Raw genomic sequence first — 19,917 nt, forward strand, 5'->3', positions numbered from 1 at the left:
CGAAGGCCGGATCCCCCGGGAAATTTAGCCTCCACTCATCTTGATCAACGCGGCAACGCGGCAATCGCGTCCACGCACTCTCTGACCAGCTCCGGACCACGGTAAATGAAGCCGCTGTAGAGCTGAACTAGACTGGCGCCCGCCTGCATTTTCTCTGCCGCATCAGCTCCATTCATGATGCCGCCAACACCGATAATAGGCATACGGCCCTGCAGCTGCGCAGCAAGGAGACGAATCACCTCGGTTGACACGTCGGTAAGGGGGCCTCCTGATAAGCCACCCGTCTCCTCTGCGTGCTCCAGCCCTACGACAGCAGTTCGTTCCAGAGTGGTATTGGTAGCAATAACAGCGTCCATTCCCTCATCGAGCAGCACACCGGCGATTAACGCCAGGTCTTCGGGAAGTACATCTGGCGCAATTTTGATGGCTATCGGCACATACTGACCGTGCTGCTCGGTAAGCTCCCCTTGGCACTGCTTGATACTTTCGAGCAGTCGCTTGAGTGTGTCGCCATACTGCAAGGTGCGCAGACCCGGCGTGTTCGGGGATGACAGATTCACGGTGATGTAGCTCGCCCGGCTATAGACCTTGCGCAGGCAGTACAGATAATCGTCTACCGCACGCTCGACCGGGGTGACGGCATTCTTGCCGATGTTCACACCCAGCACGCCGCTGTAGCGCACCGAGTCCAGACGCTGCAAAAGGGCATCGACGCCCAGATTGTTGAAGCCCATCCGATTGATGATCGCTTCCTGCTCCGGCAAACGGAACATTCGCGGTTTTGGATTGCCCGGCTGCGGTCTCGGGGTTACCGTGCCCACTTCCAGAAAACCGAAGCCCAGTGCAGCCAGACCGTCTACAGCCAGTGCGTTCTTGTCCAGACCTGCTGCCAGCCCTACCGGGTTATCAAAGGTCAGGCCCATGACCTGCACCGGCTGAGATACCCTCGGTCTGGCCAGTTTGTCCGCAAGACCAAGCCGCCCGGCTGCGCCAAGCAAATCCAGCGTCAGATCATGTGACGTTTCGGCGGGCAGACGGAAGAGCATTGAGCGCAGCATCGAATACATGGATCGGAGCCTCGTGGGTGACTTTTCAACCACACAGTATACCTGTTCGGCGCGACCTTGAGGTATGCAGGCTATCGATTAAAGGATGCGCTGCAGGGATACAAGTTTCCCGTCCCCCGTGAAGCGCATGACAAAGCTGCCATATACGCCTTCATGGGTAAGGAAGGGTCGCAAATGATGCGCGGGCAGGCTCACCCTACGGCCATCACGGCTATGCATCAGCACGCGACTCGCATGACCGCGATACCAGGCAAGATAGCGCTCGGCAGGGAGCGCTATATCGACAACCAACTGCTGCTCTGCGGTCAACCAGATACCCTCTGCAAATCAGCTCGCTGCAAGCTCAATTCACAGTATGTCGGGAAGCCTGAGCCAGATCCAGCAGCTCTCGCATCGCCACCGCAATCATCGGGTAATCTCCTCCACCGGCATTCTTCAGATCCGAGAGCATCGTCCTCCAGCGCTTGACCATCAAAGGGTTGCGAGCGACCCATTCCTTGACCAGCACGTCCGGGCTCAGACTCTGGTCACAATCGTGCATGACCGAAACCGTCATTGAACGCGCCTGGGCATCAAGGTCATCCCGATAACTCTCGCGCGCCAGCGCCTGCCAGTGATTGTCCACTGACAGCCCATTGATTTGCTGGCCGAACCACGGCAACCGGAGCTCGCTACCCAGTGCAAAGAACACCTGGGCTACCCGTTGTTCGGGCTGGCCAGTGGTATCAGCCGCCTCGATAATCCCCAACAGCGTAAAGAAGTTAGTGGTGCCTGCAACCAGGCGTGCAATGGGCTCCGGTACACCCGCCTTGGAATAGGCTTCGAACCGCGCTTCCCACTGAGCCCGGACTGGCCCTTCGAGCAGACTGTCGAACTGCTCGGCGAGCGCCTCGACCCTGGGAGCAAAATGCGCGATCTCGCGCTCGGGATCCAGATCACGACGTCGGTTTCGCACGAACCAGCGTGTTGCCCGGCGACCCAGGCGCATCAGATCGTCCATCAGCTCCAGCTGCACTTCAGCAGGTACCTGATAGTCGAGGGCCTCAATCGACGCAAAATGGGACTTGAGCTTGAAAACATCGCGCGCAACCACATAGCCACGAGCCAGGTCGCTGGGAGGCGAACCTGTCGACTGCTGCAGGCGGCGCAGGAAAGTGATGCCCATATGATTGACCAAGTCGTTAGCCAACTGGGTGGAGATAATCTCCCGGCGCAACCGGTGACTGCTTAGTGCAGCCGGATACTTTTTCTCCAGTACCCCAGGAAACGCCGTACCCAACTCGCGGGCCAGATAACTGTCCTCGGGCACATCCGAATCAACCAGGCTTTCCTTGAGGTCGGCCTTGGAGTAGGAAATCAGGATAGACAGCTCGGGCCTGGTCAGGCCCTGACCACGCGCCGTTCGCTCGGCCAACTGGTCATCCTCGGGGATGAATTCCAGTGATCGACTGAGTTTGCCGCTGCTTTCCATCTGGGTGATGTAGCGCCGGTACTCGGTCATGGCTTTGACTGCCTGGCGCTGGGCCAGACTGATCGCCTGGGTCTGCTTGTAATTGTTGGCCAGTACCAGTGAAGAAACATCCTTGGTCATGCTTGCGAGCAGTTTATCCCGCTGTTTGCCGGTCATGTCTCCCGCTTCAACTACCTCGTTGAGCAGAATCTTGATATTGACCTCATGGTCGGAGCAATCCACGCCCCCGGCATTATCGATAAAGTCGGTATTCACCGCCCCGCCATTTAGGCAGAACTCGACGCGTCCCAACTGGGTCATGCCCAGATTGCCACCCTCGCCTATTACCCTGCAGCGCAGGTCTCGTCCATCCACCCGCAGTATATCGTTAGCCTTGTCGCCGACGTCGATATGCGTTTCTGACGAGCTTTTCACATAGGTACCAATGCCACCGTTCCATATGAGGTCAACCGGTGCCTTGAGCAGATTGTGAATCAACTCATTGGGTGTCAACTTCTCGGCCTTGATGGCAAACAGCTCCCGCATCTGCGGTGTCAGCGTGATCTGTTTAAGGCTACGTTCGAAAATACCGCCGCCGGCAGAGATCAGTTTGGTGTCGTAGTCGCTCCAGCTCGAACGCGGCAGATCAAAAAGACGCTGACGCTCTTCAAAGCTCGTCTCGGGATCCGGATCGGGATCAATGAAGATATGTTGATGATTGAATGCCGCTACCATTTTCAGGCTGCGTGACAATAGAAGACCGTTGCCAAAGACATCCCCCGCCATGTCACCAATGCCCAGTACGCTGACCGGATCAGTCTGGATATTGATACCCAGCTCACGGAAATGCCGCTGTACCGAAACCCAGGCACCCTTGGCAGTGATACCCATCTTTTTGTGGTCGTAGCCGGCTGAGCCACCCGAGGCAAAGGCATCGCCCAGCCAGAAGCCGTAATCTGCAGCAATACCATTGGCTATGTCGGAAAAAGTCGCCGTTCCCTTGTCTGCAGCAACCACCAGATAGGGATCGTCTTCATCATGCCGCACCACCTGATCCGGCGGCACTACCACGCCTTCTACCAAATTATCGGTCAGATCCAGCAATCCTCGGATAAACAGCTTGTAGCACGCGATCGCTTCCTGCTGCACTTCGTCGCGCGTACCGCCCACGGGCAGCCGTCTGGGGACAAAGCCACCCTTCGCACCCACTGGCACAATCACTGCATTTTTGACCTGCTGGGCCTTCACTAGACCCAGTACCTCGGTTCGATAGTCTTCCTCACGGTCTGACCAACGCAAGCCGCCTCGGGCGACCTTGCCACCGCGCAGATGCACGCCTTCAAAGCGCGGCGAGTAGACGAACACCTCGTACATCGGCTTGGGCAGCGGCAGTTCGGCTATAGCCCGCGGATCAAGCTTCAGGCTGAAATAGTCCTTTGCATCGCCCTGGCTGTCGGTCTGATAGAAATTGGTGCGCAGGGTCGCCTTGATCAATTCCAGATAACGACGCAGGATCCGGTCTTCGTTGAGCACTGCTACCTGATCAAGCGCTCCGAGAATGGCCTGCTCGAGTCGCTGCTGCATATCTTCCAGATCATCCGCGGACAACTTGCGGGCGAGGTAGAATCGGGTCTTGAACAACCTTACCAGCTCCCGTGCAATGTCGGCGTGACCGACCAAGGTGCTGGCTATATAAGGCAGTTCGAAACCGAGCCGTATCTGTTTGAGATAGCGCGCATAGGCACGTAACAGAGCCACATCACGCCATGGCATGCGCGCCAGCAGGACCAGTCGGTTAAAGCCATCATTCTCGGCCAGCCCGCGCCAGGTCTGCTCAAAGGCATCACGGAACAGCTCGTTGACTTCGTGGATGTCGAGCTCGCGGTCAAGCGCAAAGGTAAATTCAAAATCGTGAATCCAGAACTCCTGTCCGTCGTGTCTTTTGAACAGGAACGGAAACTCGCCCATGACCCGTAGCCCCAGATTTTCCAGGATTGGCATGACATCCGAGAGAGGCAAGGGTTCACCAAGATGATAGATCTTGCAGTGCAGTACGCCCGGCTTCTGCGATAGCGGCTGGTAAAAGCTCATCGCCAGAGGCCGCTCGGCTGTCAGCGACAGGATATGCTGAATATCCACTACGCCGCTGGCGGCAGTGAAGCGCTCTGCATAACCAGCAGGGAAGCCTTCAGCAAAATCTTCCAGCACGGCCGTGGCCGTCGCTTCACCCAGACTTTCGTTGAGGCGATCGCTGAAATCGTCATGCCAGTCGCGGCAGACGCGAATAATGTCCTGCTCTATCTTGGCTGGATCGATGACCAGATCCTGCTTGGGATCAACGCTCAGAATGAACTGCGTACGAGCCAGCACCGACTCGGAAAAATAGGTCCAGAACTCGCAATCGCTGGCATGCAATCGCTCCATCAGGACAGCCTGGATCTTCAGGCGTATCTCGGTGGAATAGATTTCGCGCGGAACATAGACAAGGCAATAATAGAAACGCCCATAATTACCACTGCGAAGAAAGACCCGAATCTGATTGCGCTCCTGGATCTGCACAATGCTCAAGGCGGTATCGCGTAACTGCGCTTCGGACATCTGGAAAAGGTCATCGCGCGGCAGCACTTGCAGGGCCTGGTCGAGCTCTTTGCCGAGGTGACTGTGGGAGGTGAACCCCGACGCCTCACGCACTGCAGCCACTTTCTGACGTAGATGGGGAATACGTTCGACCGTACCGGCATAGACCCGGGAGGTATAGAGCCCCATGAAGCGGTGTTCGACTACCACCTGTCCCTGTTTGTCCACCTCGCGAATCGATACATAATCCGGATAGGCTGGCCGATGCACCTTGCTGGAAACTGACGCCTTGGCAAACGAAAGCAATACCGGCTCGCGCAGGTAATCGACGACCTTGTCGGGCAGTCCGACCAGGGATTCATCCCGGACATTCAGCGCCAGCACACCCAGACTGTGTTCGGGCTGAATACCCAGGCGCTGCTCCTTGAGGCCTTCGGTAATATTGAAACGCTCGTAGCCGAGGAAAGTGAAATGATCCTCGAGCAACCAGCCCAGAAACGCTTCACACTCCTTGCGCTCCTCGGCTGGAAAAAATCCGAATTGCTTACCTTTAAGTGCTTTGATTACCGTTTCAGCCTGATCTCGCATGGCGCCGAAATCGGCGACGGCGGCCCTCACATGGCTGAGAACTTCTTCTAGCGACGTACAAAGACGCTTGAGCTCGGCGGCACTGCCACAACGGTCGATTTCAATGTACATCACCGACTCATGCTGAGCTGCGGCCTGCTGGCTTTGCGGCGGCAAGACCGTGTTCAGTTCGCCCTTGGCATTACGCTTGACGGCCAGCACACTGTTTTGCAAGGTATGGATCGCGTAACCCTGGCGGTTCAGTTCCATGCGCACCGAATCAACCAGGAAGGGAGAGTCGGAGTGGAGAATTTCGACCACCGAATGGGTGGATTGCCAGCCGTGTTGCTGAGTGTCAGGATTGAATACCCTGAGCTTCTCACCGGAGCCGGTGTATTGTTGTAAAAAGCGCCAGAATGACAGGGTGCAACCGAGAAGATCAGTGTCGTGTCGGGCTAGCAATTCCTCCAGCGGCACTATGCCAAAAAACTGCTCGCTGAAACGAATAATGGATTCCCGCTCCTCAGGCTGAACGAGCTTTTCGAGACGTTCTTGCAAAATGTTTAGGAATTCTTTTCTACTGCTGGCCATGATGAACGCCATACTGCCTCCAGATGAACCTGCAAGGCGCACGCCCGCAGGGTGTTGCAGTGGGTAACGGGTGTAATACGCGGTATCCTGCCGGGCCCGCGATTTTTTGATTATCAATAGTCTAGACCATAGTGTGTTGCCGGAGTGACAATTAGATGGACAGGTCGCCAATGGACAGGGATGAACCGGATATGGACACGACAGTCAGAACGGAAAACACGCTCATGACGCACCACGAATCACTGATGAATCTACGTTCCTGGATGGGGCAACAGATTTTTGGCCAGGAGCAGCTGGTTGACCGCATGCTTATCTGCCTTTTGGCTGGAGGCCATGTGCTCGTGGAAGGCGCTCCCGGTCTGGCCAAGACCAAGGCTATCAAGGCCCTTTCCGAAGCTATCGAGGCCGATTTTCACCGCATTCAGTTCACCCCTGATCTGCTCCCGGCCGATATAACAGGTACAGAGATATACCGACCTGAAACCGCCAGTTTCAGCTTTCAACAAGGTCCGATCTTTCATCATCTGGTTCTTGCCGACGAGATCAACCGTGCGCCCGCCAAGGTCCAGTCCGCGCTACTCGAAGCTATGGCCGAACGTCAGGTGAGTATCGGCAGGGAAACCTATCCCCTGCCCGAACTGTTCATGGTGATGGCGACCCAGAATCCGATTGAACAGGAAGGTACCTATCCGCTACCGGAGGCACAGCTGGACCGCTTTCTGATGCACGTGCGTATCGGCTTTCCGGACGCGGCACTTGAGCGTCAGATCCTGCATCTTGCCCGCGGCGAGGCCCAGGGCGTGAATGCCAGTATTGAGCAGCGGATCAGTCAGGAAAGCATTCTTGCAGCGCGTCAGGAAGTCCTCGGCTTGTTCATGGCCGACGCGGTGGAGGAGTATCTGATCCAACTGATCATGGCTACCCGGCGCCCCGAACTCTATAGCGCTCAACTGGCCGAGTGGATCGAGCTGGGAGCAAGCCCGCGCGGGACGATAGCCCTTGACCGTTGTGCGCGTGCCCACGCATGGCTGGCTGGCCGGGACTTCGTCAGCCCTGAAGATGTTCAGGCCATTGTGCACGACGTATTACGTCATCGCCTGATCCTGAGCTTCGAGGCCGAAGCTGCCGGTATCGATGCTGATCGGGCAATTAATCTGCTGGTCGAATCCGTCGCAGTGGTATGAACGTGAGCACCCCCGACGCCCAACGCGAGCCAACAAAGGACGAGCGTCTGTTTGTCAGCCTTGATACGTTGCTGGACAGCCGCCACCAATGCCAGCGAACGCCGCTTTTTCGTGGTCCCATGCAGGCCAGCCGCCAACTCGGCAGGCAGTATTCGCGTCTGCGTGGCAGAGGCGTTGATTTTGACCAGGTACGGGCCTACCAGCCTGGTGATGATATCCGCAGCATCGACTGGCGCGTAACAGCGCGTACCGGGAAGGTTCACACCAAGGTCTTCAATGAGGAGCGGGAGAGACCGGTGTTTATCGTGTGCGAACAGAGTAACCGACTGTTCTTCGGCAGCCAGCTGTGTTTCAAGTCGGTTCTCGCCGCCAGGGCCTGCAGCCTGATTGCCTGGACCGCTCTGGCGCAAAATGATCGAGTAGGTGGCGTGGTTTTCGGCAAGGCATGTCATGAGGTCAGGCCACAACGCAACCGGCAATCACTTCTACGTCTTTTCAGACTGCTGATTGACGCCAATCACAGCCTGACCCCACTCGCAGATTCAACGGATGAACCACCGCGAGAGTTACTCAATCAAGCCCTGCGTCACACCCGCGAAGTTGTTCGTCCAGGCAGCATTCTCTACATCATCTGCGACCATAGCGCTGTAGACGGTGTCAATCAGTCGCTGTTGGCCCCCCTTGCCCTGCACAACGACCTGGTTCTTCTGCCTCTATTCGACACCCTCGACGCCGAGCTGCCCGCTGCTGACCAACTGGATTTCATCCAGAATGATCAGCGGCTGAGCATTAACTCCCGGGAAGCATCCGTACGCGGCGCATACGCAGCGCAGTTTGTGGCCCAACAGGTGGCGTGGGAGCAACTGGCCCGCCGTTTGGGATGTTCACTGTTCAGCCTGAATACTGCCAGCCCTGCACAGTCCCAGATTGGTACCATGTTCAACGCCCATAAAAGGCGCAGTAGAACGTGACCGAGGCTCTCTACCAATCGCTCATCCATCCGGTTGCGCCACCGCCCGTGCCCTGGTGGCCACCCGCTCCCGGCTGGTGGATACTACTCGCTCTGGCGCTGGCAACGGCCTTTGCGCTTCCCTGGCTGGCGCTGCGCTGGAGACGGCTGGTCGCCCATCGACGTAAAACCAATCAGGCGCTCAAGGATATACCCGCAGACCTGCCTGATCAGCAGTGGCTCAGCGAAATCAACAGCCTCCTGAAGCGCTTGCTGATTCGCCGCGGCGAGGTGACCCCAACCCGTTTGTTCGGCAAACAGTGGCTGGATTATCTGTGTGATGGATACCCCCGACCACAGCGCAGCCACCTGGCTCCCCTGGCGGCAGATCTCTACCGCCAGGCACCCAACCTGAGCCATGAACAACGTCGCGCCTTGCTGCGTGAACTGCGCCGCTGGATGAGACATAACCATGTTTGAGCTGCACTGGCCGGCGGCCTTTCTGTTACTGCCCCTGCCCTGGCTTTTGCGCTGGCTGCTCCCAGCTGCCGCCGTTCCAAGCACTGCGCTTCAGGTCGGCTTTCTCCCGCGAATTGAACAACTGAAAAGTAACGTAGGCCCCGTTCAATCGGAGCGTCGCCGTTGGCCATTCATCATCATCTGGTTACTCCTGCTGATCGCGGCAAGTCGACCCCAATGGCTGGGCGAGCCCTTACCGATGAGTATCAGCGGGCGAGACATGATGCTGGCCGTGGACCTTTCAGGCAGCATGGAATATCAGGATATGCAGCTTGATGGTGAGCCAGTACCGCGCATGGCTGTGGTCCAGCGGCTGGTTGCCAACTTCATCGCGGAGCGCCAGGGAGATAGGCTGGGACTTATACTGTTTGGCTCCACCGCTTATGTGCAAGCGCCTCTGACCCATGATCTTGACAGCCTGAACCAGTGGATGGATGAATCCTTCGTCGGGCTTGCCGGCCGGGAGACAGCCATCGGCGATGCCATCGGCCTGTCCATCAAGAGGCTGGCCGAAGAGCCGGCCGAAAGCCGCGTACTGGTATTGATTACCGATGGCGCCAACACGGCAGGGCAGGTTAACCCCCTTCGGGCTGCCCGGTTCGCCGCCAGCGAAGGCATCCGTATCTTTACCATAGGCGTCGGCGCAGACAGGTCACAGCCCACGCAAATCGCGACCCGCGATCCCTCCGTCGATCTCGACGAAGGGACCCTTGTGGATGTCGCACTGGCGACGGGGGGCGAGTATTTTCGCGCGCGCAATGGCCAGGATATTGAGGACATCTATCGTCGTATCGACATGCTCGAGCCCGCGTTACGCGACAGCGGCCCGAGGCGTCGTGCCCGCCCGCTCTACCCCTGGCCACTGGGTCTGGCGATGCTTCTGACCCTGGCTTTTGCTGCCAACGGGGTCTACCGGAGGCGCCATGCAGACTGAGATTCTTGACGGCCTCACTCTGGCACGTCCCTTCTGGCTACTTTTGCTGATTCCATGCCTGGCACTCAGCTGGTTGCTTTACCGCCGCATCAATCACTACTCCCCATGGCATAGCCTGCTCCCCGCGGTGATGCGCGAGGCGCTTTTACAACGCGAGCCCGGCAAGGATCACGCCGGACGTTTTGTCCTCCTGGCCTCAGCATGGACTTTGGCGATCGTCGCGCTGAGCGGGCCGGTCTGGGAAGGCGAGTCACCCGTGGTGCGTCTCAATCAGTCTGCTGTTGTTGTGGTGCTGGACCTTTCCCACAACATGCTGGCCAATGATCTCTCCCCTACCCGTCTGGAGCGAGCCCGGCTGAAGATCCGTGATCTGTTGCAAATCCGCAGTGATAGTCAGATCGCCCTGGTGGCTTACGCCGGCAGTGCGCATCGCGTAACCCCCTTGAGCTCCGACCAGTCCACACTGATCAATCTACTCAACGGCCTGAGTCCGGACATCATGCCGGTCAGCGGCTCGAATCTTGGCAGCGCACTGGAACTGGCAGAACAAATGGTCTCCCCACTACCCCCAGACACTACGCAGATTCTGTTGATAACCGGGAGTGTGGAAGATACTCAGCTCAAGGCCTTGAGCGAAGCAGCCAAAAGGCTGGGCCGACAACTGTCGATTCTGGGGACCGGCACCGCCGAAGGTGCACCAGTGGCATTACCCGAGGGTGGCTTCATGCGCGATAAGCAAGGCCGCATTTTGTTACCCCGCCTGGATAACCAGGCGCTAGTCACCATTGCCCGGGGTACCGGCGCCAGCTATCACGACATCACACGGGATGATACCGACCTGCTCAGCCTGCTTCAGCCCCTTTCGCTGACCAGTCTGAGCGACCCGGACAGCTCAGCAAGTCGCAGCGACCAGGGGCATTGGTTGCTGCTACTATTGCTGCCCCTGGCAGCCCTGGGTGCCCGACGGGGATGGCTGGGACTCATGCTGTGCGCCATGTTATTGCCAACGACCGCTGATGCAGACTCCATCATCTGGCAGAATCTCTGGCAACGCCCTGATCAACAGGCTGCTGATCTGCTCGTCCAAGACAAGCCTGGCGCAGCAGCTGAACGTTTTGAAGACCCCCACTGGGCAGCATGGGCACTCTACCAGGCGGGTGATTACACTGGCGCCGCCGATGCCTACGAGCAGTTGGTACAGCAGGATCCGGATAACCCACAACACCATTTCAACCACGGTACCGCGCTGGCCATGGGCGGTGAGCTGCAGGATGCGTTGGAAGCCTATGAGCAGACGCTGACCCGCGCCCCTGACCACGCTGCCGCCCGGCACAACCGCAGCCGTATTGAGGCGCTAATCGAAGAGCAGGCGCGCCAGGCCGAGCAGCAGGAAGCAAATACCGAATCCGATGGCAGCGAGGCCCAGGCGGGCGAAACCATAACGGACCAGGAGGATCAGGGTAGCGGCTCCACGCCCAGCCCTGAAGACGCAACGCGTGCCGACTACCAGAGCCAACAGCCCAGCCCTCCTTCCGGCCCGACGTCCCCACCCGTCGACAACCCTCCGGCGTCCGCAGAGTCGAATGACAACTCAGAGACAATGACAGGTTCAGGGTCGGATACACGGGCAGGTACGCGGGTAGAAGCCCTTGATGATGACCAAACGCCTAGAGCAACTGCAACGATGAACGGTGAGATGCCAGCGGTATCATCAGATCAGTTGGCCCCGCTGCCGGACGCCCCACAGAAAGTCCTCGAGCCGGAACAAGAGGCTGCGTTGCAGCAATGGCTGAGGGAGGTGCCGGACAATCCTACGGACTTGCTGCGCCGCAAGTTTCTCTATCAACGACTTCAGCAACTGGAAGAACGCTCACGATGATCAGACTAATACTATGGCTCTGCATCCTGATATTCTCTGTTCCAGCCGGGGCCGCCCTTGAGGCCAGCGTAGACAGAACGCGGCTGATCGAAGGCGAAACCCTTGAACTGACTCTGGAAACCGAAGCAGCCAATCGGTTCAACCTTCCGGAACTGGCGCCCCTGGAAGAGCATTTTGCTATACAGAACAGTCGACAGCTCAGTCTGGTCAGTCAGCTCGATGGCAAAACCCAACCAGTGACCCGCTGGGTCATTACCCTGCTCCCCAAGCGCACTGGCTATGTGGTGATCCCGCCGCTGAGTGTCGACACCCTCAGCAGCGACCCGATCAGTCTTCAGGTTCTGACCAGCAGTGAGGCTGCACGGGACAATACCGCACAGATGGCGCCTGTCTTCATCGACGCCGAAGTGGATACCGAAACGCCCTACGTACAGGCTCAGGTTCTGCTTACCCTGCGGGTCTATCATTCAGTTTCACTGTATGACGACTCCACCCTCACCGGCCTGGACTTTCCGGATGCCCGAGTGGAAAGTCTCGGACCACCACGCAACTACGAACGACTGATCAACGGTATTCGCCACGGCGTCATCGAAGTACGTTACGCGATCTTTCCGCAACGCAGCGGTGAGCTCGAGGTGCCATCCCAGCTATTCACCGCCACCACCATGCCCTCACGCTCTGCTGACAGCGCGCTTTCACGGGGCCGGCTGGTGCAGGTAAGGTCTCCTGGAATCAATCTGCAGGTGCGCCCCATCCCCCCGAACTATCCACCGGGAGCACCCTGGTTGCCAGCAACTGACTTGAGTTTGTCCCAGAGCTGGCAGCCGGACCCGGGGCTCGATCTACTCGCCGGAGAGTCCCTGACCCGCACCCTCACTGTCACCGCAGAAGGTCTGAATGCCAGCCAGCTTCCCGAGCTCAGCAGCCTTGGCGAGGCTGCCATCACCGGGCTACGCGAATATACCGACCAGCCAGAACTGGAGAATTCAGTAGTCGACAATGGCATACGCGGATTACGACAGGACAGTGCCGCCCTGCTCGTCCAGCAAGCTGGCGCATTTCAGATTCCAGCACTGCGGCTTTACTGGTGGGACACCGCGTCAGACAGCTTGCGCGAGACACAGTTAGACCCGATCGCACTGAATGTAATGAGTAGTCAAAGCTTCGCGGCCGCTGCGCCGCCTGCTTCAGTCCAGGCGAGCGAGGAATTCCTGGTATCTCCGCTTCTTTGGCCCTGGCAACTGGCTTCCGCACTATTGGGTCTGGCGCTGATAATTTCCCTGGGAGCTCTGTGGCGTTTACGTGGGGTACTGCAGCGCTTGAACAATCCATATCAGGATGAAGAAATATTCGACGAGGAAATCCAGGGCAATCCCCTTACCGACCTGCAGAGTGCATGCCGCACCAACCAGCCGGCCGAAGCGCGCAAGGCGCTGGAGACCTGGGCGCGGCAACAGGATAGTGAAGGCCTGATAGGTCTGACCCATCTGCACCCCGAGCTCGCAGAGGCTCTGGACGAACTCAACGCCTGCCTGTTCGGCCAGGCAGAACATAACTGGCGCGGAAAACCTCTCTGGCGCGCGGTTCGGATGGTTGTTCAGAGCCGCAAACGTCAGAGCGAAGCACTCGAACCCGCACTCGATAGCCTTTACCCCAAGGTCTGAGGTTTGGCAACTCGATTTTAAAAGCGGGGGCTGAGTCTAAGGATTTATAGCTGATGGCTCTGGAACCAAGCTTCTAGCTTTCAGACTGAAGCCTGAGACCCACCCCTGACAGCAAAAAAAACGCCCCGTCAGGGGCGTTTTATATTCCGGCTAATCAGCTTTCGCGCAGCTTCTCAGGTCTGATCAGGAACCTTGCCAGCGCTGGCAGTAGCCATAGCGCACCAAACATGTTCCAGAGGAACATGAAGGTCAGCAGAATACCCATATCAGCCTGGAACTTGATAGCCGAGAAGATCCAGGTAGCTACGCCGATAGCCAGGGTTATACCAGTGAACGTCACCGCTTTACCCGTGGTCTTGAGCGTCTCGTAATAGGCTTCCTCGAGGGGCAGGCCTTGGCGCAGATAGGTCTCCAAACGGCTGTAGATATAGATGCCATAATCAACGCCAATCCCCACACCCAGAGCGATCACCGGCAAGGTAGCGACCTTGACACCAATTCCCAGGAAAGCCATCAGCGCATTGGCCAGAACCGACGTAAGGGCCAGAGGAATGATGATGCAAAGCACCGCGCGGATGGATCTGAATGTGATCAGACACATGAAGATAACCACCGCATAGACCGTCAACAGCATCTTGAGCTGGGATTTCTCGATAACCACATTGGTCGCGGCCTCGATCCCCGCGTTACCCGCGGCCAGCTTGAACTCAAGCGTATCGGTGTTGTACTCGGCGGCAAACTCCTCGACCTCTGCGGTGACCCTCGACAGGGTTTCAGCCTTGTGGTCCTCGAGATACAGCATGACCGGAGCCAGGGAACAGGATGAGTTGAACAGACCACTCGGCGCACGGCTGATAGCATTGTTCAGGTTGTCCTGGTTACGCGAAAGCGTCTGCCACTTCAGGTTGCCTTCGTTGTTACCCATGATCACCTGCTTGGCCACGGTAACCATGGATACCGCCGACTGTACGCCATCCAGATTGGCCATACGCCATTCCAGCTGGTTGATCGCTTCCATGGTCTCGTAGGACGAGCACATTTCATCCGGCGTGCTCACCATGACCACCAACACATCCGAACTGGTCGAATAATTATCGATGATGAACGCGTTATCCAGGTTGTAACGTGAATCAGGCCGTAACTCCGGCGCGCCCGGGTCCAGGTCACCGATCTTGACGTTCTGACCGTGGTAGATCCCGAATGCAAACGCCGCAATAGCCAGCACGATGGATACCGGCGCCACCTTGGGATGCGAGAACTTTGCCACTGCCAACCAGAGCTTCTGAGGGCGGGATGCCATATCCCGATTGCGCTCGACAGCCCGCTTGCTGATACCGATATACGACATCAACACCGGCAACAGAATCAGGTTGGTCAGAATGATCACGCCAACGCCGACGGACGCGGCAATACCCAGTTCGCGAATCACCTCGATTTCGATCAGCAGCAGCGTAACAAAGCCCACCGCATCGGAGATCAACGCCACAATACCGGGCACATAAAGGGCCCTGAAAGCGCGACGAGCGGCTGTGTTGGCATCATTGGCATTGCTGTACTCGATGGCCATACCATTGATAATCTGCACGCCATGGGAAATACCGATGGCAAAGACCAGGAAAGGCACCAGGATCGAGTATGGATCCAGACCGAAACCCAACGAGCGCAACAGACCAAGCTGCCAGATAACGGCAATCACCGAGCAAACCAGGGTCGTCACTGAACTCTTCAGACAGCGGGTAAAGATCAGCAGCAGCACAAAGGTAATCAGCAATGCCGCGGCAAAGAACATGACCACCTTGATGATACCCTCGATCAGGTCACCCACTTTCTTGGCGAAGCCAACGATATGGATGCTGATATTCGGATTTTCAGCCTGAAACTCCGAACGTACCTTCTCTTCCAGCTGTCGAGAAAATTGCCCGTAATCCAGACGCATCAGCTGGCTCTGGTCGTCCGGATTCGGATAAAACTCCTGGAGTGGCACCTCGATGATGGTGGACTTGAAGTTGTTCGCAACCAGACGACCAATTTCACCGGACTTGAGCACATTCTCACGCAACTCATCAAGATCCTGTTCGGTCAGATAGGCCGGCCGGTTAGCCACAGGGCCGCCGTCAAAACCGTACTCGGTTACTTCGGTCCAGCGCACGTTGGGGGTCCACAATGAACGCAGATTGGAACGATCAACCCCCGGCAGGAAGAACACCTCATCATTGATACGCTTGAGGGTTTCCATATACTCGGTGGAAAAAATATCGCCATCTTCAATGGCAACAGCAATGCGGATGGAGTTACCGAGGTTCGCCAGATCGTTCTGATGCTCGATCATATTGACGATGTAGGGGTGTTCGAGGGGGATCATCTTCTCAAAACTGGTCTCAGGCCTGACCTGTGCTGCCTGGTATCCCAGGAGCACAGTGACAATGGCAAAGATCAGTAGCACAACAATCCGATTCTTGAAGATTAACCGCTCCACGAAGGGAGCGGTTTCCTGGTGACTTCTGGACATCCAGTTTTCTCCTGGTACTTATTTATTGCATCGGTTGGAGCCGATCAGGGGGTACCTATCTGGGCTGCAGGGGCATTCTTGTCAACACCACTCATACCACCGGGGCCTGTTTTCACAGCGCCTCGCTGGCCCAGCAACAGCAAATTACCGTTGGGCAGGATCGCTGCGCTAGCCAAGGCTACGCGATCAGCGCGTACGTTGACCTCGAAGGTGCGGCCGTTATCTTCACTGATAACCACAACACCACCCACGCCTACCACGACCAACTTGCCATCGTCTGACAGCTGACCGTTGGACAGGGTAGCCTGCAGCTCATCGCCGTCCTGCGTTTGCAGCTGGATCTGTTCCCAGGTGTCACCGAAGTCGCCAGACCGGTACATATTGCCGCGCAGGCCCCAGATCAGAACCTCGTTGGGACGACCGGTGCCGGCTGTACCGAAGAGTGAACCGTCGTAGGGCAAATCCTGAATGGTTTCCCAGGTATCACCAAAGTCGACAGAGCGATACATGGTGCCCATTTCACCCACCAGGAACAGGCCAGTATCCTTGACGGCTGTCATGGCGTTGTAGTGAAAACCGAACTCGTTATCGATCAGGTCGGGCAGTTCCTCCCAGTTTTCACCGCCATCATCGGTACGCAGGAACAGGCCATAGGCACCAGCAGCGAAACCGGTGTTGGCATCACGGAACCAGACATCCATGAGCGGACGCTCAAGTAAGCCGCCAGCCTGCTCGTCACGGGATTCATCCAGAGTCGGGTCGCGATACTGGATTTCCCAGTTCTCGCCAGCATCACTGGTGCGCAGAATCAGTGAATCATGACCGACAGCCCAGCCGTTCTGTGCGTCAACAAAGTCGACCGCGGTAAGCATCTGACGCGTAGGCGAAGGAGCCTGCGTCCAGCTCTCACCGTTGTCGTCGGAATAAACAATGTGACCACGGGCACCGACTGCGACCAGGCGATCGCCTACCTGCTCAACGTCCAGCAACAAAACGTGGCTAGCCATGTCGGACATGACGGCGGGCTTGGCCTCAGCAGCAATGCTGTCCTGAGCCTGGGCGATTGCAACGGGCGTGAATGCCAGTGCGGCTGACAGGCCCAGAGCTGAGAGAATCTGACTGGATAAAGAAAGCTTGCGGCTCTTGCCGGACACATTGCAGGTCATTCCTGCTTCCAGACTGTGCCGTTGGATGGGCTCACGCATACACCATTCCCCTTGTTCTTATAGGTACCTGCCGTTGTAGACAGGCATGGCAACCGCTGTGAAGCGGTCTATTGATAGTAACGGCCTGGGGCAGCACCTGCCAACCAGCCTCGGGTTATCGCGTGTCAATCATGACCCTGATAGGTAACTGCTGACGTGCACCATCAGTGCTGATTAACCTCTGTGGCTTCCGGCCTGGGGCCGGAAGCCACATTATCTTAGTGCTGGATCTTGGGTGGTGCTGATGCAGCAATCTTGGCCGGGTTGATCAGGAAACGGGCCAGGGCTGGCAACAGCAACAGCGCGCCAATCATGTTCACCAGGAACATGAAGGTCAGCATCAGACCCATATCAGCCTGGAACTTGATGGCCGAGAATACCCAGGTAGCCACACCGATCGCCAGGCACAGACCGGTAAACAGAACCGCTTTACCCGTTGAGCGCAGCGTTTCGTAGTAGGCCTCCTGCAGCGGCATGCCAGCGCGCAGAAACGTCTCCAGACGGCTGTATACGTAGATACCGTAATCCACACCGACGCCCACACCCAGAGCAATTACCGGCAAGGTCGCGACTTTCATGCCGATACCCAGATAAGCCATGAGCGCGTTACCCAGTACCGAAGTCAGTACCAGCGGCAGAACGACACAGATAGTGGCTGCCAGCGAGCGGAAGGTGAAGTAGCACATAACGCCTACCCACACGTATACCAGCAAGAGGATCAACAGCTCCGAACTGGCAATTTCATCGTTGGTAGCCGCTTCGATACCAGCGTTACCGGCTGCCAGGAGAAACTTCATGTTCTCGGTGTTGTACTCCGCGGCGAACTCTTCCACACCCCGAGTGGCAGTCTTGAGGGTTTCTGCCTTGTGGTCATTAAGGAAGACCATGACCGGTGCCAGGGAGCAGGTATTGTTGAACATGCCTTCTGGAGCACGGCTGATCGCGTTGTTCAGGTTGTCCTGGTTACGCGACAGAGTCTGCCACTTGAGGTTGCCTTCGTTGTTACCCATCAGCACCTGCTTGGCGACGGTTACCAGGGACACTGCCGACTGCACACCCGGCAGGTTCGCCATGTGCCATTCCAACTGGTCGATCGCTTCCATGGTCTCGTAGGCCGAGCACATTTCTGGCGGGGTCTCGACCATCACTACCAATACATCGGAGCTGGTTGAGTAATTGGAAATGATGAAGTCATTGTCCAGGTTATAACGTGAATCGGGACGCAGTTCAGGTGCGCCTGGATCAAGGTCACCGACCTGCAGGTTGGCCTTCTGGTAGAAGAAAGCACCGGTACCGCCAACCAGAGCAATGATCACCAGGAATGGCGCCACTTTAGGATGCGCGGTATACGACAAGGTACGCCAGAAAGGATGTTCGCGAACCGCATCACGCTTGCTGCGTTCAATCGCCTTCTTACTGATACCCAGATAGGAAATGGTCACAGGCAACATGATGAGGTTGGTGAATACAATTACACCCACACCGACCGAGGCACCGATGGCCAACTCGTGAATAACGCCGATGTCGATTACCAACAGGGTAATGAAGCCCACCGCGTCGGCAAGAATGGCGATCATGCCGGGCAGAAACAGCTGACGGAATGTACGGCGAGCAGCAATCAGTGCGTTGTCCGCTTCACCGGACTGCAACGCAATACCGTTGATCTTCTGTACACCGTGGGAAATACCGATAGCAAAAATCAGGAATGGCACAAGCATCGAATAGGGATCGAGTCCGAAACCCAGCGAATAGATCAGACCTAGCTGCCAGATCACCGCAATCAATGTCGTCATCAGAACCGAGATGGTGCTGCGAATACACCAGGTAAACCAGTAAAGCAGTACAAAGGTGATAAGTAGTGCGACACCAAAGAACATGACTACCGCGCCAAGACCCTCGATCAGGTCACCGACCTTTTTCGCAAAGCCCACCATATGGATGCTGATATTGGGATTTTCTTCCTGGAACTGGTTACGGATTTTCTCCTCCAGTTGCTGGGAGAAGTCACCATAATCCATGCGCAGCAGCTCTGACTGGTTATCCGGGTTGGGATAAAACTCCTGGAGCGGCACTTCGATAATGGTGGACTTGAAGTTGTTGGCTACCAGACGGCCAATCTCGCCAGACTTCAGCACATTAACGCGCAGATCGTCCAACGATTGCTCATCAAGATAGGCCGGATGACTGGCAACCGGACCACCATCAAAACCGTATTCAGTTACTTCGGTCCAGCGAACGTTTGGCGTCCACAAGGAACGCAGACCGGAACGATCGACGCCGGGCAGGAAGAACACCTCGTCATTGATACGCTTGAGCGTTTCCATGTACTCGGTGGTGAAAATATCGCCGTCTTCGATAGCGACCGCGATACGGATGGAGTTGCCCAGGTTCGACAAGTCATCCTGGTGCTCGACCATATTGACAATATAGGGATGCTGCAGAGGAATCATCTTGGCAAAGCTGGTATCAGGGCGTATCTGAAGCGCCTGGTAGCCAAGAATGATGGTAATTATAGTAAAGAGCGCAACAACCATAAGACGGTTGTTGAACACCAGCCGTTCCATAAAGGTTTCGGCTTCGTGATCGTTATTCGACATCCCGATTCTCCCGGCAGACATGCCATCTAGCATTTATTGTTAGGTCAGGCAGCACTTTTTCCTGCCCGCCTGTAAGGGGCAGCATCACAAGGTTATACATGGAAAGATCCGGACGGATTGCATTTTCCGGTGGCACGCAGCATCGAGAGCAGGATCGAAAGACGATCTGCTTCTGGCTGAATTGAAACTGGATCAAACGCGCGAAGGTTCAAGACGGACGCCCGT

At 56.8% G+C, this 19,917-nt stretch carries 12 protein-coding genes; 6 read left to right on the plus strand and 6 right to left on the minus strand.

All coding sequences use genetic code 11. The annotated features are described in order from the left end of the window. Positions 1–44 precede the first annotated feature (44 nt). The 3 genes from AAC076_RS05955 to AAC076_RS05965 all read right to left on the minus strand — a co-directional run bounded on the left by AAC076_RS05955 (position 45) and on the right by AAC076_RS05965 (position 6,264). A complete protein-coding gene (locus tag AAC076_RS05955; protein ID WP_339843580.1) occupies positions 45–1,067 on the minus strand; it encodes a quinone-dependent dihydroorotate dehydrogenase in 1,023 nt (340 codons plus the stop codon). Positions 1,068–1,145: 78 nt separating this feature from the next. Further along, on the minus strand, positions 1,146–1,376 hold the full coding sequence (locus AAC076_RS05960) for a DUF2835 domain-containing protein (RefSeq protein WP_339843582.1): 231 nt from the start codon (positions 1,374–1,376) through the stop codon (positions 1,146–1,148). Between the two features lie 34 nt (positions 1,377–1,410). Then, positions 1,411–6,264, minus strand: coding sequence for an NAD-glutamate dehydrogenase (locus AAC076_RS05965; RefSeq protein ID WP_339843584.1), 4,854 nt, complete (start codon positions 6,262–6,264; stop codon positions 1,411–1,413). Between the two features lie 212 nt (positions 6,265–6,476). Between AAC076_RS05965 and AAC076_RS05970 the strand changes: the two genes are divergently transcribed. From AAC076_RS05970 to AAC076_RS05995, 6 genes are read left to right on the plus strand one after another with little or no spacing between them, the layout of a single operon-like run. Then, a complete protein-coding gene (locus tag AAC076_RS05970; protein ID WP_339843586.1) occupies positions 6,477–7,436 on the plus strand; it encodes a MoxR family ATPase in 960 nt (319 codons plus the stop codon). Between the two features lie 2 nt (positions 7,437–7,438). Continuing rightward, complete coding sequence (locus tag AAC076_RS05975) at positions 7,439–8,407, plus strand: DUF58 domain-containing protein (RefSeq protein ID WP_339843588.1); 969 nt, start codon at positions 7,439–7,441, stop codon at positions 8,405–8,407. After that, positions 8,404–8,865 (plus strand): DUF4381 family protein, encoded by a 462-nt coding sequence (locus AAC076_RS05980; RefSeq protein ID WP_339843590.1) that lies wholly within the window; start codon positions 8,404–8,406, stop codon positions 8,863–8,865. The genes AAC076_RS05975 and AAC076_RS05980 overlap by 4 nt, the downstream gene beginning before the upstream one ends. Beyond that, positions 8,858–9,838 (plus strand): VWA domain-containing protein, encoded by a 981-nt coding sequence (locus AAC076_RS05985; RefSeq protein WP_339843592.1) that lies wholly within the window; start codon positions 8,858–8,860, stop codon positions 9,836–9,838. The genes AAC076_RS05980 and AAC076_RS05985 overlap by 8 nt, the downstream gene beginning before the upstream one ends. Continuing rightward, positions 9,828–11,717, plus strand: a complete 1,890-nt coding sequence (locus AAC076_RS05990) for a VWA domain-containing protein (protein WP_339843595.1) — start codon at positions 9,828–9,830, stop codon at positions 11,715–11,717. The genes AAC076_RS05985 and AAC076_RS05990 overlap by 11 nt, the downstream gene beginning before the upstream one ends. Continuing rightward, on the plus strand, positions 11,714–13,381 hold the full coding sequence (locus AAC076_RS05995; protein ID WP_339843597.1) for a BatD family protein: 1,668 nt from the start codon (positions 11,714–11,716) through the stop codon (positions 13,379–13,381). The genes AAC076_RS05990 and AAC076_RS05995 overlap by 4 nt, the downstream gene beginning before the upstream one ends. A gap of 154 nt (positions 13,382–13,535) precedes the next feature. Here AAC076_RS05995 and AAC076_RS06000 read toward each other — a convergent pair whose 3' ends face one another. From AAC076_RS06000 to AAC076_RS06010, 3 genes are all read right to left on the minus strand, one after another. Further along, positions 13,536–15,890 carry an MMPL family transporter gene (locus tag AAC076_RS06000; protein ID WP_339843598.1) on the minus strand — a complete coding sequence of 785 codons (2,355 nt, stop codon included), beginning with the start codon at positions 15,888–15,890 and terminating at the stop codon, positions 13,536–13,538. 44 nt (positions 15,891–15,934) lie between these two features. Beyond that, positions 15,935–17,095 carry a YCF48-related protein gene (locus AAC076_RS06005; protein WP_339843599.1) on the minus strand — a complete coding sequence of 387 codons (1,161 nt, stop codon included), beginning with the start codon at positions 17,093–17,095 and terminating at the stop codon, positions 15,935–15,937. Between the two features lie 218 nt (positions 17,096–17,313). Continuing rightward, the gene (locus tag AAC076_RS06010) at positions 17,314–19,692 is read right to left on the minus strand and encodes an MMPL family transporter (protein WP_339843602.1); all 2,379 of its coding nucleotides are present in this window, start codon (positions 19,690–19,692) and stop codon (positions 17,314–17,316) included. Between the last annotated feature and the right edge of the window lie 225 nt (positions 19,693–19,917).

It is taken from the genome of uncultured Halopseudomonas sp., assembly GCF_963977355.1.
GTDB lineage: Bacteria > Pseudomonadota > Gammaproteobacteria > Pseudomonadales > Pseudomonadaceae > Halopseudomonas.